Annotated in this window: 12 protein-coding genes and 1 tRNA gene; 7 read left to right on the forward strand and 6 right to left on the reverse strand. The window is 58.6% G+C overall.

What is annotated here, in order from left to right; genetic code table 11:
• Positions 1–90 precede the first annotated feature (90 nt).
• The 3 genes from FYK55_RS01370 to FYK55_RS01380 all read left to right on the forward strand — a co-directional run bounded on the left by FYK55_RS01370 (position 91) and on the right by FYK55_RS01380 (position 1,723).
• The gene (locus tag FYK55_RS01370; RefSeq protein ID WP_150074204.1) at positions 91–864 is read left to right on the forward strand and encodes a gamma-glutamyl-gamma-aminobutyrate hydrolase family protein; all 774 of its coding nucleotides are present in this window, start codon (positions 91–93) and stop codon (positions 862–864) included.
• A 363-nt stretch (positions 865–1,227) separates the two neighbouring features.
• Positions 1,228–1,452, forward strand: coding sequence for a twin-arginine translocase TatA/TatE family subunit (locus tag FYK55_RS01375; RefSeq protein WP_150074205.1), 225 nt, complete (start codon positions 1,228–1,230; stop codon positions 1,450–1,452).
• A gap of 1 nt (position 1,453) precedes the next feature.
• Positions 1,454–1,723 carry a Sec-independent protein translocase subunit TatA/TatB gene (locus FYK55_RS01380; RefSeq protein ID WP_150074206.1) on the forward strand — a complete coding sequence of 90 codons (270 nt, stop codon included), beginning with the start codon at positions 1,454–1,456 and terminating at the stop codon, positions 1,721–1,723.
• A gap of 223 nt (positions 1,724–1,946) precedes the next feature.
• On the opposite strand, the gene FYK55_RS01385 is transcribed toward FYK55_RS01380, so the two are convergent.
• Positions 1,947–2,498 carry a PH domain-containing protein gene (locus tag FYK55_RS01385; protein ID WP_150074207.1) on the reverse strand — a complete coding sequence of 184 codons (552 nt, stop codon included), beginning with the start codon at positions 2,496–2,498 and terminating at the stop codon, positions 1,947–1,949.
• Between the two features lie 451 nt (positions 2,499–2,949).
• Between FYK55_RS01385 and FYK55_RS01390 the strand changes: the two genes are divergently transcribed.
• A tRNA-Val gene (locus FYK55_RS01390) sits at positions 2,950–3,023 on the forward strand.
• Positions 3,024–3,472: 449 nt separating this feature from the next.
• On the opposite strand, the gene FYK55_RS29550 is transcribed toward FYK55_RS01390, so the two are convergent.
• Both FYK55_RS29550 and FYK55_RS01400 read right to left on the reverse strand, forming a co-directional pair.
• On the reverse strand, positions 3,473–5,938 hold the full coding sequence (locus FYK55_RS29550) for an exo-alpha-sialidase (protein WP_235908331.1): 2,466 nt from the start codon (positions 5,936–5,938) through the stop codon (positions 3,473–3,475).
• Positions 5,939–6,017: 79 nt separating this feature from the next.
• Positions 6,018–7,421 (reverse strand): sulfatase-like hydrolase/transferase, encoded by a 1,404-nt coding sequence (locus tag FYK55_RS01400; protein ID WP_150074208.1) that lies wholly within the window; start codon positions 7,419–7,421, stop codon positions 6,018–6,020.
• Between the two features lie 357 nt (positions 7,422–7,778).
• On the opposite strand from FYK55_RS01400, the gene FYK55_RS01405 reads away from it, so the two are divergent.
• Positions 7,779–8,177: a hypothetical protein gene (locus tag FYK55_RS01405; RefSeq protein WP_150074209.1), complete on the forward strand. Its 399-nt coding sequence runs from the start codon at positions 7,779–7,781 to the stop codon at positions 8,175–8,177.
• 83 nt (positions 8,178–8,260) lie between these two features.
• On the opposite strand, the gene FYK55_RS01410 is transcribed toward FYK55_RS01405, so the two are convergent.
• Both FYK55_RS01410 and FYK55_RS01415 read right to left on the reverse strand, forming a co-directional pair.
• Positions 8,261–8,467, reverse strand: a complete 207-nt coding sequence (locus FYK55_RS01410) for a helix-turn-helix domain-containing protein (RefSeq protein WP_150074210.1) — start codon at positions 8,465–8,467, stop codon at positions 8,261–8,263.
• Positions 8,468–8,475: 8 nt separating this feature from the next.
• Positions 8,476–9,111, reverse strand: a complete 636-nt coding sequence (locus FYK55_RS01415) for a DUF2975 domain-containing protein (RefSeq protein ID WP_150074211.1) — start codon at positions 9,109–9,111, stop codon at positions 8,476–8,478.
• Between the two features lie 733 nt (positions 9,112–9,844).
• Here FYK55_RS01415 and FYK55_RS01420 point away from each other — a divergent pair.
• Entirely contained in the window at positions 9,845–11,245 is a 1,401-nt protein-coding gene (locus tag FYK55_RS01420) for a CotH kinase family protein (protein ID WP_315854033.1), read from the forward strand.
• Positions 11,246–11,592: 347 nt separating this feature from the next.
• Positions 11,593–12,243: a DUF4956 domain-containing protein gene (locus FYK55_RS01425; protein WP_150074213.1), complete on the forward strand. Its 651-nt coding sequence runs from the start codon at positions 11,593–11,595 to the stop codon at positions 12,241–12,243.
• A gap of 227 nt (positions 12,244–12,470) precedes the next feature.
• On the opposite strand, the gene FYK55_RS01430 is transcribed toward FYK55_RS01425, so the two are convergent.
• Positions 12,471–13,721, reverse strand: coding sequence for an MSCRAMM family protein (locus FYK55_RS01430; RefSeq protein ID WP_150074214.1), 1,251 nt, complete (start codon positions 13,719–13,721; stop codon positions 12,471–12,473).
• Positions 13,722–13,736: the final 15 nt, after the last annotated feature.

A 13,736-nucleotide genomic window follows, 5' to 3' on the forward strand; every position in this document is an offset into this window, starting at 1 on the left:
CCAGGTTTGGGATGTTCTCGGTGTCTAGCGGCGCAGCATGCTGTTGCGCCACCATTCTTGCATTATGCGACTTTTAAGAGGAAACGTCGGATGTCAAGCGAATCCAACAGCGGCAAGCCCGTCATCGGAATCAACTGCGACTTCAAAGCAGCCGATCGCAACAAACCCGGCTTTGCCTACTTGGCTGCGGGTTACTTCCAATCGATCCACGCCGCCGGTGGCATTCCGATCGTGATTCCTCCGATGGACGACGCCGATTCCCTGGGAAAGATTCTCGACCAGGTCGACGGGTTCATGATGATCGGCGGAGCGGATCTGGATCCGCGCAACGACGGATTCATGTTGCACTCGAGTGTCCGTCCGATGGACCCGGTGCGTGAAACCAGCGATCGCCTGCTGGTGGCGGAGATCGCCGAGCGTCGTTTGCCGCTGTTGGCCATCGGGGCCGGGATGCAGCTGTTGAACGTCCAGCAGGGCGGCAACCTGTTCCTGCACATCAAAGAAGATCTGCCCTCCGCGGTGCCGCACCTGGATCCCCACGATCCCAACCACCGACACACCCTGGAAGTCGAAGGCGATTCGTTGGTCGGACGCGTCTTCGGTGATGGGGAAATCCGCGTCAGCAGCCGCCATCACATGGCGATCGACGAAGTCGCCCCGGGATTCCGAGTCACCGCCCGCTGCCCCGATGGCGTGATCGAGGCGATCGAGAGCGAAATGATGGATTGGTTCGTCGTCGGCACCCAATTCCACCCGGAGTGTGCCGCCGCGTCGGCATTGGACGTGCGAATTTTCGAAGAATTCATCGAAGGCATTTGCGCGGCCAAAGAACAAGTGGCCAAGGACCTGCGGTTGGTGGCCTAGGTTGCCGAGGTTCGGATCCGCGGCGGATTCCGACCGCCGTTTTGCGGCTCACTGGACGCCGCGGCTGTGAAAACCACCTCAATTTCACACCAATCGTCGCCATTCCCGATCCCGTCCGCCTTTGACTCTGCGGCGGGATCTAATAAACTAGGGGAACGACGCCGCGAGTAGTGCCGCTTCCATTGGCAACTGCCGGCGTCGCCCGCCCCCGACACGACGGTCCTGGAGGTGGTTGCAGGCCCCTGAGGGTTGATGGTTCTTTTAGCGAACCCCCCGAAGGAGAAAGCCCAACCGACCGACCCGCTTTCGCCGCATCTGTGCGTGAGGGATTTTAATGTCTCAAGCCTCTTTTGGAGCGAAACGATGTCTGTAGGTCTCTTGTCCGTCGGTCAGTTGGCGTTGTACGCGATCGGTTTCCCCGGCATGCCGGAAATGCTGATCGTCCTGTTTCTGGCCTTGTTGCTGTTCGGCGGGGCCAAGCTGCCTGGGCTGATGCGCAACCTCGGTCGAAGTGCGAACGAGTTCAAGCGTGGGATGAGCGAATCGGGTGAGGACGAAGACGAGTCCGATTTGAAAAAGAGCGAATAGCATGTTCGGGCTCAGTCCCTTTGAAATGATGGTGATCGGAGTGATCGCGGTCGTTTTGTTCGGTGGCAGCCTGCCCGATGTGGCGCGCAAGGCCGGCGGAACGTACCGAGAACTCCGAAATCGGCTCAACGAGATCCAGCGGGAGTTCCGGGCGGCGGAGTACGAGGCGACTCGTGCGATGTCTTTCGACGAGAAATCGTCAAAGGTCGAAGCGGAGGAGGACGATGAGTCCAACGAGCCTTCGGCGCCCAAGTTCACCCCGCCAAGCTGATTGCCGCCGACCATCTCCGACTCTGGAATCGGCACATCCACAGCCGCTCACCCTCCTTTTCAAGGAGGGTTGGGCGTCAGCGAGAGCAGGATGGCATCGCTTGCGCCGTCTCGATCATCGACGGCTGCGATAGGCACGTTGTTGACGTGTCGTCCGAGGATCGACTGGTTGGTTGCAACCGCCGGAATGGCTTCAGCGGTTCCGGCTCTTTTCGGCTGAGATTTCAGCCGCGCTCCTCAAGCCGCTTCTCCATCCGCAACAGCGCGTCACGAATCTCGATCAGGATCGCCGCGTCCTGACTTGCGTTGGATGTGGTGGTTGTCGGTGAAGTGGTGCTTCGTTCTTCGTCGCTGCCGACGACGCGATCACGCTGCCGGAGCACGGCGTCGCGGAAGTTGCGACCATCCTTGATGCCGGTCAGTTGAACCAGCGCGCCCTGGCTGGACTGCCCAGCGGTTTCAACACGGAGGGCTTCCAGGTCGAGTGCCCGCATGATCGGTCCCTGGACCAGGCCCAGGTCGGTGATCCGGTCCAGCGGGACCGTTTTCTCCTGACGGACGAAGATGCCTTTGGCGAATTTCAGATTGCGATTCGTCAGCGTGCAGCGATGGCTGGCCAGGTAGCGACCGGTGACGAGCGAGCCGACCAGGAACCAGATCGGAACCAGCGGCAGCCCGATGACCGACAGGGCCAGTCCCAAGCCACCGCTGAGCAGCCAGTACGTTTTGACCGAGGGGTTGAATTCCGCCTCCCAAAGAATCTTCTCATCAGCCATCTCTGCTCTCCTGATTGCAACAGCGCCAGCTGTTGACGACCGCATTCCAAATCTCGCCCGTGGTGCCAAACGTTCCGGGCCCATCGTATCGGCCGCACCGTCGACGCCCCCGGTTCCCACGGCGGGGACGATTCTATTCGTTCCCCTGGACGAGAACTTGGCAACCCGCGAAACAAACCACCAATCCTGAAGTTGATTCGGGCGGTTTTCGGCGTCGGCGTAGATGACCTTGTGCGTCACACCCCCATGGTGCGAATTCCATCCCGGTCGACCAAATGGGAGCACAAAAAAGTGGCTCTGGATCGAACGAGAACCGAATCGAGGGCGTTGTGAAATGGTGCGAATCTGGCTAGGCTACGCACACCGATCGGGTCCAAAGACGGGCGAAGTTGGCAAGGCGACCGAACCTTTCCCAAAGCCGTCACTCAAAGAGACCCAGGAACCCCTTCAAGGGCGATTGGCTCAGTTGGTTAGAGCGCTGCTTTCACACGGCAGAGGTCACTGGTTCGAATCCAGTATCGCCCACTTGTCTTTATTGCAGTTCTTGCAAGCTTTGCTCCTGGAGTTACGATTTTCAGGAGCGAATTCTACCTCGCCGGCCCGAGTCGTCTTGGTAGCGATCTGGAAGTTCCAGGCACTGATGCTCATGCGGCAAGCTTGCGTTCCCAGTCCTTCGGACGGGTGGTTGAAGACGGGCGACGGCGGCTCGCCATGATGCAGCGTCCGTGTGTCCCCTTGCGGCTGAGTTAGAAGGGAAGGCTCGTCGCGTCGCTGGCGAAAGCTGCAAAGGTTGAATGGGAGATGCCGGACCTGACGCTTCGTGATGTGCTCTTCCTTGTGGGCCGCCGGTTGAGGCGAGAATACCCGCGACTAGCGCCACGCGGCTCACCTAAAGAGCATACCCGCGGCTAGTGCCACGCGGCTCAACCAAAGTTGCACTGTCCAGCTCGCTGTGATTTGTTTGGCGCTCGCACTCATTCTGTTGGCGTTGCTGATGCAACCTTCTCCGGATTCAACACCACGTGTTTGATGGTTTGTCGATTCCATGTGTAGGTGATGTGAACTTTGCCGTCGGACGTCTGAATCACGGCGGGATATGAGAACTCGCCACGATCCCTTTCCAGGGTCAGCAACGGTTTCCAATTCTTTCCATCCCGTGATGTCGCCACATTCAACATGTTGCGGCCCGCCGGGAACTGGCCGCTGCGAACCGTGTGGTTGTAGACCAGCAACTGCCGTCCGTCGTTCAGCGTCACGGCGTCCGTCCCCGCGTTCGGATTGGGCAATTCCGTTGCCGCCATGGGGCTCCACGACCGGCCGCCATCCGATGACCAACTCTCTGCGATCACACCATCTTTGCTGCGGCATAGTATCTGCATCCGGCCGTCGGGATAGGTCAGGATGCTCGGCTGGATCGCGTTGAACGCTGATTCGTCGTTCATCGGCCCGATGACTTTCCATGTCCGGCCGAAATCGCGTGTGACTTCAAAGTGCACGCGCCACCCGTCGTGCTCACTGCTACTGGGACAGAGGATCGCACCGTCGGCAAGCTGGATCGGTTTATTCTTTACCGGGCCGATGAGATGCGGCCGGCTGCCCAACGCATTGTCTTCACCAAGCTTCCACGGCGCCGACCACGTTTTGCCATCGTCCCACGAGATCGTCAGCATGCCCCACCACGTACTCGCCCGGCCGTTGACACGCGGCACGACTTTATAGAACAACATCAGCGGTCCGTCCTTGGGCTGGAACAGCACCGGGTTTCCGGTCCGATGATCCTGCTGGCGCCCCTCGGACCCATCGACAATTTCGACGGGCTTCAGCCACTTGCCATCCACGTGCCGGGACAGCCAGATCGAATTGTCCACGTGAGGTTCATTGGTTCCGCCAAACCATGCTGCTACCAGCCCGGACGGCGTCTCGACGATCGTCGAAGCGTGACACTGCGGCGTCGGTTTTTGATCAATGTCATACAGAAACTCCGACAGGAGATAGCCTCCCTCTCCGGGCCGCGCCACTTGATCAGGCGGATTTCCTAATGCGCTATCAAGTTTTCGGGCCAGCATGGCGACGAGTTCTGAATGTTTCTCCCGACCGGCAAGATTCGTCATCTCCAGCGGGTCAGTGTCATGGTCGTAGAGCTCACGGGCTTGGAGCCGTCCCGTTTGAAAGTCTTGCCACTGCGTGTAGCGGTATCGTTTCGTCCGCATGGAATACCCCATGGTCTCGGGCAATTTGCCACGCAAATAATTTGGACGTGGAGTCTGCGTGAGTGCGGCTTCCTTGACCCGGGATTTCGGGTTGCTGAGTAGCGGGCTTAGCGAGACTCCTTCCAGTTCCTGTGGTGCATCCAGTCCACACAGTTCCGCCAGAGTGGGGTAGAGGTCGAGCAATTCGACCAGTGCCCCGGTGCGCTGTCCCGGTTGGTGCTGCGGCGTTGCAATGATCAGCGGCACGCGGGCGTCGAGTTCAAACACGGTGGTCTTCCGCGTCAGACCGTGCTCACCGAGGTGCAACCCGTGGTCGGACCAGAAGACGATGATTGTTTCCTCACGCAAACCCCATTCGTCCAGTTTCGCCAACACCTTTCCGACCTGAGCATCGAGATAGCTGATCGCTGCCAGATGGCCGTGGTGCATTTCACGGAGAACCTCCGCGTTTGCTCCGCCCTGATAACGCGCGCTCGTGAGCGCAACGTCAGGAACGTCATTCGGCGGGGTGACGTGCTGCGGCACTGGAATTGTCGCCCGGTCGTAAAGGTCCCAGTACTTTTTGGGTGCATTGAACGGTGTGTGTGGCTTCCAGAATCCGACTGCCAGGAAAAACGGCTTCCCCTTGCGGCTGACCTCATCCAATGCGTTGATGGCGGCTTCGGCAACGCGACCGTCAAAGTACGCGTTGTCGGGCACATCGCGACATTCGATTCCGTCTTTGCCCGATGCGAGATTAGGCGGCATCGCACCTTCGACTTCCGGCTTGTCGGAGCCGTGGGTTCCGTAGTGCAGCACGGAAGGGACGCTCCACGAAACCGGGTCGCCCTTCCAATCATCTTGCCGCCAGTTATGAAAAATCTTGCCCACGCATTGTGTGTGGTAGCCATGCTTTTTGAAGCATTGTGGCAGCGTGACTGCGTCGGGCCGGTTCTGTCGAAAGTGCGTCGGCAGATCCCAGGCCCGCAACGTATCGGGCCGCATCCCGGTCAGTAATGAAGCCCGCGAGGGATTGCACACCGTTTGCTGACAATAAGCCCGTTCGAACAAAGTCCCCTGGGATGCCAGCCGATCGATGTTGGGAGACTGGACGTGCGATTGGCCATAACAACCCAACTCGACGCGCAGGTCGTCGACGGCAATGAACAAGACGTTGGGCTGGGCGGCTTCAGCGGGACACACAATCAGACAGAGGGCAAGAAAACCTATCGACAACGGTAGGTGTCGCATTGCATTGAGCCTTGGGCTGTTCATTCCGGTCTTTTGCGATTGCGCTTTGCGTGTGGTCCACGGCGGACCCGACCTGATTTCAAGGTTCCGGCCGGTCCGGATTCTGGCTCGGTTTCCAGATGGGATTGCCGCGGTAAAGTTGGCCGATCGGGTACCGGTTGCTGGGTGTCGGGGCGGACTCCATGATTTGGGCGATGCGCTCGACGACGTCCGGATGCTTGGTTGCAACATCGTGTTCTTCGCTGATGTCATCACTGAGGTTGTACAACTGAATCGCACCGTCTTCACCGAGTTTGATGCCCTTCCAGTTTCTCCACCGGACGGCCTGGTCATAGCGGCGGCGACAGTGCCCGTAGTCCCAGTAGAGATACCCCTGACGTTGTGCGGGCTCGCGTCCCTTCAGCTCGTGGACAACCGATCTGCCGTCAATGGTTCGCGGCGGTGTCGCTCCCGCAAGTTCGGCGAACGTTGGCAGCATGTCCTGAAACGCGATGACCGCATCGCTCGTCCGCTGGGCGGGAATCGTCCCTGGCCACCGAGTGATGAACGGAACACGGATGCCGCCCTCGGTCAAGTCACGCTTGAACCCTCGCAACGGGCCGTTTGTGTTGAATCGCTGAGAAACGCTCGCATGTCCGCCGTTGTCACTGGTGAAGATCACCAGCGTCTTCTCGCGCAAACCGCTCTGGTCGATCAAGTCCACCACGCGTCCGACATCCCGATCTAGCAAGTGGATCATCGCGGCGTACTTCTTCGCTGGCTGGTCCCAGTCGCGATTCGAATACGGCGCCGTTGACGGGACCGCAAGTCCGTGCTGATCTTCGTTTCTGGATGAAAAGTGGGGCAGTGTGTACGCCATGTAGAGGAAAAATGGTTCGTCGCGTTTGGCCTCGCGTATGAAGTCCAATGCCCGTTGCGTGAGCAGATCGTGACTGTAGCTCGTCCTGTTCTTGCGGTTGCCCGGAAGTTCCAAACGCCCTTCGTCGTCGTCCAGGTATTCGGCGTAGTAGTGATGTGCGTGGTCCTGATTGAGGTACCCGAACCAGGTATCAAAGCCTTGATTCGTCGCGCGCCCCACCGTGCCGGCATCGCCGAGCGACCACTTGCCGACTCCGCCACAGCGGTAACCCGCCTGCTTGAGAACTTCGGCCATCGTCACGTCCTCGGCCTGAAGGTAGCTCGGGTAATGCGGGACATTGTCTCTGGCCGGAGCATGACCGTTGTGCCGTCCGGTCATCAGAACCGCGCGAGACGCGGCGCACACCGGTCCCCCGGCGTAAGCCTGGGTGAACCGGATGCCTTCGGTCGCAAGTTGATCGATGTTGGGAGTCTGAATCAACTTTTGGCCGTAGCAGCCAAGGTCCGCATACCCCAGGTCATCCGCCATGATGAAGACGATGTTTGGGGGACGCGGTTCAGCGGCGTCGCCTGATTCCACCAGCCACGGCAGCCAGGCGGCCAGAATCGCAAAGACCACTCTCATCGGTTGTACGTCCTGACATTGGAGTGACGTTGGGATCCCAGGGATCGCAGGCGGTAAGGCGCTGGCCGCCGGTTGATGTGAGAAAACCCGCGGCTAACGCGACGCGGCTCACACAAAATATCGCGGTCCAGTTGGTCGTTTTGCAATGTTGCCACTGCAATGGTAGCGGGATTGAACGCAACTTTCACGGAGTGAAAGGCGACGATCGAAAAGCAACCGCTCGCCAAGCCATCGTGTCCTCATTCTTCGTTGGCTTTGGATCGATGTGCGGCGTCGACCGTTGGATCGAGCTCGGTGGGAAGTCGGCTATACTGGCCGGACGTCATCCGTGAATCGGCCTCTTTGGAAATATCCGCCATGAATGTTCTTCGACTCGGTCTCGTTTCGATTCTGCTGTGTTGGACTCATGCCGCTACCGGGGATGAACCCGGTACCGTTCGCTTGAAGGTCCAAGGCTCCTACGAGTTCAGCGTGGACGGGGTTGGCGTCGCCCGGGGCGAAGGCACTACGACCATTGAGTTTGATCGAGCGTTCGTTGATGGTGTTGGTCGCGAGATACAGGATTCCAAGCACGTCGTCGAAGATTTTATCCGGACCGTCGTGTCGCTGCCCGCAACGATTGAATCGACGAATGAAACGCTCAGGATGTTGTCGGATCCGGAAACGCAGAAAGCACTCCGGCAAGTGGAAGCGTTGCTGCGTTTGATGCCCCGAACGCAGCCCGCGGTCGACGATGGCCAGCCCACGTCAAAGTGACGCGATTGGTGCGGTTGGCAGACCGCAGAATGCGGCAAGGATCATTCTTGGTTCGATGGGCGTTGGTGCAAACGAAGACGACGCTATTCGTCTTCGAATGTCAGAATGTCACCAGGCTGACATTCAAGGGCACGGCAGATGGCATCTAGTGTTGTGAATCGAATCGCCTTCGCTTTCCCCGTCTTGAGGATCGAAAGGTTTGCCAAGGTGATCCCAACTTCGTCGGCCAACTCCGTCAGCGACGCATCCTTCCGTTCCATCACGTTGGAAAGTTTGATTCTGATTGCCATTGGAACTGCTAAATGGTCAACGATTGTTCTTCGCGCATTCTTGAGCCGTGGCGAAAGACTTCTGACAGCACGATCACTGCCAGGGCAACCGCGATCAGTCCCACCGGAAACTCAAGACGTCCATTCAAATTGAAACCGGTGGGCGTGACCATCGAATCGGCAATTCCAGAGATCGCCAGCTGGGCGATTCCTTTGACGAAGGCGAAGACGAGAATCAGGACTCCAATCGTTCTCATGCGACGGGCGTTTTCCGCCACAAACGGATCGTTCTGGTCGATGGTGCGAACAATGTCTCTCAGTTGCTTCACGAAGTAAATGCACGCGGCGAAAGCGAGACCGAGGAAAAACAAGATCATTGCTTTGGGCCCGAAATGGCTGTTCCCCACGTTTGTGCTGTTGGGGAACAGGAGCTTGATTCTTGCGGGGCCATCAAACTGGACGTTCACTGACTGGCCGTCGCGGCCTTCTGCCTGAAGGGCAGAAGTATCAATATCGCTGGCATATCCGACCAATCCCCATTCCAGCTGGTCTGCGGGCGTGCCGGCGATCCAAAGGCCGGCGACGATGCCCGAGACGATCAGACCCCACCACCAAACGCTGACAAGTAACTTCAGCACACTCAACGAAAACGGTTTTCGGTTCATCGTGACGGCTCCGCGGTTTTATCGTTTATCAATAAACACTTCCGAAGCCTTGGTGTCAACTCTTTTTATTGTTTTTCGATAAACTCTCCGTTGGCAAATCCAGCCAACGTGACCTTCTTGCTTGTGCCGCAGCCGCTGCAAATCGGTTGATTTCGGAGCGGAATGAAGATGTCGAAGAAAAGGCAAATATTTCGCGGCGGATCCGGCGTCCCACGGCAACGAATGACTTGGGTCTACCTGTCTTGTCGCATTGAAAATGAGTTTGCCGATGCTCTGTCGAACCTGCTGTCTTGTCGTTTTCTCCTTCGTTTGGGCCACCTTCACATTCGCTCAGCCGCCCGGCGGGGGTAGGAAGGACCGCGAGATCCTGGACCGGTTTGATGCCGACGAGAGTGGTTGGCTGGATCAGGCGGAACGGGAACAGGCCCGCGAGTGGTTGAAGCAGAACCCGCCCGAACGTCGAGGATTCGATGGGCCTCCGGGAGGGCCAGGCGGACGCCCGCCCGGCCCTCCCGGAGGACGTGGCGGCTTTCCCGGTCCGGGGTTCGGCCCTCCGCCGGGCGGTGGTGAATTCGGCGGTCCCGACTTCGGGCCACCCCCAGGTTTTGGGCCACCCCCAGGTTTCGGCCCGCCGCCAGACGCGGAACGTGACGGTCGCGGCCGGGGGCCGGGCCGGTTCGGTCGTCGCGGTCCCGGCCCCGGTGGACCGAGGGGCGACCGACCGGAAGCAAGCGTGGGCATCCAAGTCGCGAAGGACTCAGTGCAACCGCAAACCGGCGGGCTGTATGACCTCGGTGTTTTTCGCACCGTCTTCATTGACTTCGAAAATGACGATTGGGAATCGGAACTCGAGGGTTTTCACGGCACGGACGTCGATGTCCCGGCAACCGTGACCGTCGACGGTCAAACGTACCAAGGCGTCGGCCTTCGCTTTCGAGGCATGTCTTCCTACGGCATGGTCCCGGCCGGCTACAAACGCTCGCTGAATCTTTCGGTCGACATGATCGACGATGACCAGCGACTGATGGGATACAGGACTCTCAATTTGCTGAACGGCAGTGGCGATGATTCGATGCTCAGCACGGTGCTGTATTCCCACATCGCTCGCAAATACATCCCCGCACCTCAAGCCAACTTTGTGCGTGTGGTGATCAACGGAGAGAATTGGGGCGTGTACACGAACGTGCAACAGTTCAACAAGGATTTCCTGAAGGAGAACTATGCGAGCGCGAAGGGCGCCCGCTGGAAAGTCAGTGGTTCACCCGCCGGGGGTGGCGGCTTGGACTACCGTGGCGAAGATCCGGACGGCTACCAGTACCCCTACGAGCAGAAGTCCGGTGGCAAGAAATCGCTGGCCAAATTGATCGATTTGTGTCGCGTCCTTGACGAGACACCGGCTGAAAAGTTGCCTTCCCAGCTGGAACCGATCTGCGACGTGGATGGATTGTTGTGGTTTCTCGCACTCGACAACGCCCTGATCAATTCTGACGGCTATTGGATCCGCGCCAGTGACTACAGCATCTACCTGGACAAGGAGGGCAAATTCCATTTCATTCCACACGACATGAATGAAGCGTTCCGTGGCGCAGGCGGACCGGGCATGCCGGGCGGACCGGGTACGGCGGGCGGACCGAGTATGCCCGGCGGACTGGGGAATGGCCGACCGGCCCCGGGGGAACCCCGGCCGTCATTTGGCAGGGGCCGCGATGATGGGGGAGAGGGACGCGGAGGAGTTCGCGATCGCTCACGTCGGTCCCGCAGCGATGTTGAAATGGCGTCTCCGGTCGAACTGGATCCGTTGATCGGTCTGGATGATCCGCGCAAGCCTCTTCGCAGCAAGGTGCTGGCCGTGCCCGAATACCGTGAGCAATACCTGCGGAACGTCAAGCGAATTGCCGAAGAGTCACTGAATTGGGACGAACTTGGCCCCGTCGTCGCCCAATGCGTTCAGACAATCGATGAAGCAGTCCAGTCTGAAACACGAAAGCTGGGAAGCTACGAAGCGTTCGTTGCGGCGACAGCCAGCGGGGATCAGCCGAAACCGCAAGCCGAACATCGCGGCGGCCACGGGGCGATGAACCTAAAAGCGTTCGCCGACGCCCGACGTGTGTACTTGCTGCGGGTCGTTGAGTAGAGCAGCGAACATTGGTAACCCTTTCGTCTCTTTCACCTTTAGTTGAGCCATGTATCCGAGAGCCTAACTGGACAGCGTCACTTTAAATCAAAAACACCGTGATTTGCGGTGCAATGAGCGGCAAGGCACTAGCCACCGGTTGAGTCGAGAAAAACCGCGGCTAGCGCCACGCGGCTCACCCAACGTGGAGCTGTCCAGCGAACCGGTTGTTGGTTTTCAGGCAGGGCGCCCTGCAATGTCGCCTTCTGCTCCGCAAACGTAGCGGGATTGAACGCAACTTTCACGGAGTGAAAGGCGACGATCGAAAACCAACAACTGGCTGAGCGGCTTTCGGCACGGACCGCACGATGGAATTTCTTGAAATCCCTTTGTATGACGACTACATCATCAAACTGCTGGTGCGGTTTGGGATTGACCTGGTCTTTTTGAGTCTGGTCGTCGCGTTTGTCATCTATCCGAATCAGCGGGAACGCAACTTCGCGTTCACCGCCGTGATGCTGAACGTCACGGTGTTCTTCATCTGTTTCACTCTGAAGAAACTGGAGATCGACATCGGGATGGCACTCGGATTGTTCGCCATCTTTGGCGTGCTGCGCTATCGCACCGATGCGATCGGGACGAAGGAGATGACGTATCTGTTCATCTTGATCGGCATCGCGGTGATCAATTCGCTTTCGAACAAGAAAACAAGCTATGCGGAAATCGTGTTGGTGAACTCGCTGATCTTTTCCGCCGCGATGCTGAAAGAATGGATCGTCGGGCGGGTCCCGCCGGAGGCATCCGAGACCGCCAAACCGAAGAAGAACGGGAATGGCAACGGTGACGGCAAGGCGAGCAAGTACACGATCGAGTACGACAAGGTCGAACTACTCGGTGAGACGACTCGGCAAGTCCTCCTGGACGATCTTCGCGGCCGCACCGGAATGAACATCACCAAGGTGCAGGTCAAAAGCATCGACTTGGCCGCGAACAAAGCGACGTTGTTGGTTTGGTGTTGATCGCCGGGGTATCCGCATTGTCATCGCGAACGTGACATCGATCCGAGCCAAAAGAGCCGGCCCGGAACCATGCATCTTCCAATGAACGCTTCAGCGATCGGCCGGATGGTGAAGATTCAGCCACGGACGGAACCGAGTCCGCTGCAGCGTGCTGACAGCTGGGCAGAACCTAACGAAGTAGGCTGTGAAAAGCGTCGGCGGAATCCCCATCGCCAGTGACAAACGCGTCAGAGACTCTGGTTGGACGGAACCACAGACGCGGCGGCGTTGTCACGTTTCACGACGAACCGCATTCGTGTGTCGCCATTGACCGAAATGCTGTAGCGGGCATTCGGATCGAGATTGGACGGCGGGACCACGCTGGAGACGGAGTAGCCCGGAACGCGGACGCTGACTTCGAACTTTTCGTTAGGGACATCATTGAGTTGAACTTCAACACTGGACCGTTGAGCAAGAACTGCCTTTGACCCTCGCCACGCGTCCGGTCGACCGATTCTCACATAACTGTCCTTGGGAAGCGGCGATCCGTCGTCCGTTTTGAAACTGAGGGTGAGGGTTGAAGGTTCCACCAACGAGACATCCCCGAATTCGGCACACTCGCCGTGCCCTGGCGCTCGAACGAGGCTAACCGGCAACGCTGCCGGAGCACTCTGCCCGGTATGCGTGTAAAGGGTGTACTCTCGATCGGGCGGTAAGTTTTGGAAGTGGAAAACTCCGGACCCGTCGGTGAAGATCTCTCGCGGGGTCACGACGTTCCCGATCATCCGGTTCTTCTGAACACACCCGACTTCGACGGACGAAACAGGTCGGCCTTCAAACACCAGCTTTCCTTTCAAACTTGCCCCCTGTCCGAGTCGGATGACGAGCGGTTGGTCATCCGGTTTGAACCACTGGGTGTCTTCGGGGGAAAAACCGTTGGCAACGGCACGGACGTCGAATCCGCTGATGTGATCTCCCACCAAAAGTTCGAATCCTCCCGAGTCGTCCGTGAGAGTCAACGTTGTCACCGAATCGTCGGCACCTCCGATTCGTCCCCCGGCACGGCGGATCATCCGCGTGCGTATTTCTGCCCCGGCGATGGGTTGTCCGGTCAGGTCGACCACGCTTCCGCGGACGTTCGTGTTTCGGTTTAGACTGGAAATCGTCTTGAGTTCGATGGTGACATCCGGCTCATCACCGGGGTCATAGTACTCGGTCACTGCACCCTGGTAGCCATGTGCCCCAGCGGCCAGCGTGAACAGCAGCTTGTCGGAAAGACCGGTGATTTGAAAATCACCGTTCTCATCGGTCATCGTCCGCTTCGCACAGTCTCGGTAGCACGACGGACAGGTCGTCAAGGGCCCGAGACGCGGCCGCGCCGTGCTGACCACGACAATGGCTTTTGAAATCGGTTTTCCGTCCGAATCGAGAACCCGGCCGGATAGCTCGGACGTCGTGGCAGAGAGAAGTACGCAGGCGGCGAGCATCAACATGGACATCGTCCGGCTCCCGAT

Source organism: Roseiconus nitratireducens, from assembly GCF_008629675.1.
In the GTDB taxonomy this organism is placed as follows: Bacteria; Planctomycetota; Planctomycetia; order Pirellulales; family Pirellulaceae; genus Stieleria; species Stieleria nitratireducens.

Excerpts from the sequence above, each read along its gene's own strand:
- FYK55_RS01370 (WP_150074204.1), top strand. The coding sequence starts at position 91 with ATGTCAAGCGAATCCAACAGCGGCAAGCCCGTCATCGGAATCAACTGC.
- FYK55_RS01375 (WP_150074205.1), top strand. The coding sequence starts at position 1,228 with ATGTCTGTAGGTCTCTTGTCCGTCGGTCAGTTGGCGTTGTACGCGATC.
- FYK55_RS01380 (WP_150074206.1), top strand. The coding sequence starts at position 1,454 with ATGTTCGGGCTCAGTCCCTTTGAAATGATGGTGATCGGAGTGATCGCG.
- FYK55_RS01385 (WP_150074207.1), bottom strand. The coding sequence starts at position 2,498 with ATGGCTGATGAGAAGATTCTTTGGGAGGCGGAATTCAACCCCTCGGTC.
- FYK55_RS29550 (WP_235908331.1), bottom strand. The coding sequence starts at position 5,938 with ATGCGACACCTACCGTTGTCGATAGGTTTTCTTGCCCTCTGTCTGATT.
- FYK55_RS01400 (WP_150074208.1), bottom strand. The coding sequence starts at position 7,421 with ATGAGAGTGGTCTTTGCGATTCTGGCCGCCTGGCTGCCGTGGCTGGTG.
- FYK55_RS01405 (WP_150074209.1), top strand. The coding sequence starts at position 7,779 with ATGAATGTTCTTCGACTCGGTCTCGTTTCGATTCTGCTGTGTTGGACT.
- FYK55_RS01410 (WP_150074210.1), bottom strand. The coding sequence starts at position 8,467 with ATGGCAATCAGAATCAAACTTTCCAACGTGATGGAACGGAAGGATGCG.
- FYK55_RS01415 (WP_150074211.1), bottom strand. The coding sequence starts at position 9,111 with ATGAACCGAAAACCGTTTTCGTTGAGTGTGCTGAAGTTACTTGTCAGC.
- FYK55_RS01425 (WP_150074213.1), top strand. The coding sequence starts at position 11,593 with ATGGAATTTCTTGAAATCCCTTTGTATGACGACTACATCATCAAACTG.
- FYK55_RS01430 (WP_150074214.1), bottom strand. The coding sequence starts at position 13,721 with ATGTCCATGTTGATGCTCGCCGCCTGCGTACTTCTCTCTGCCACGACG.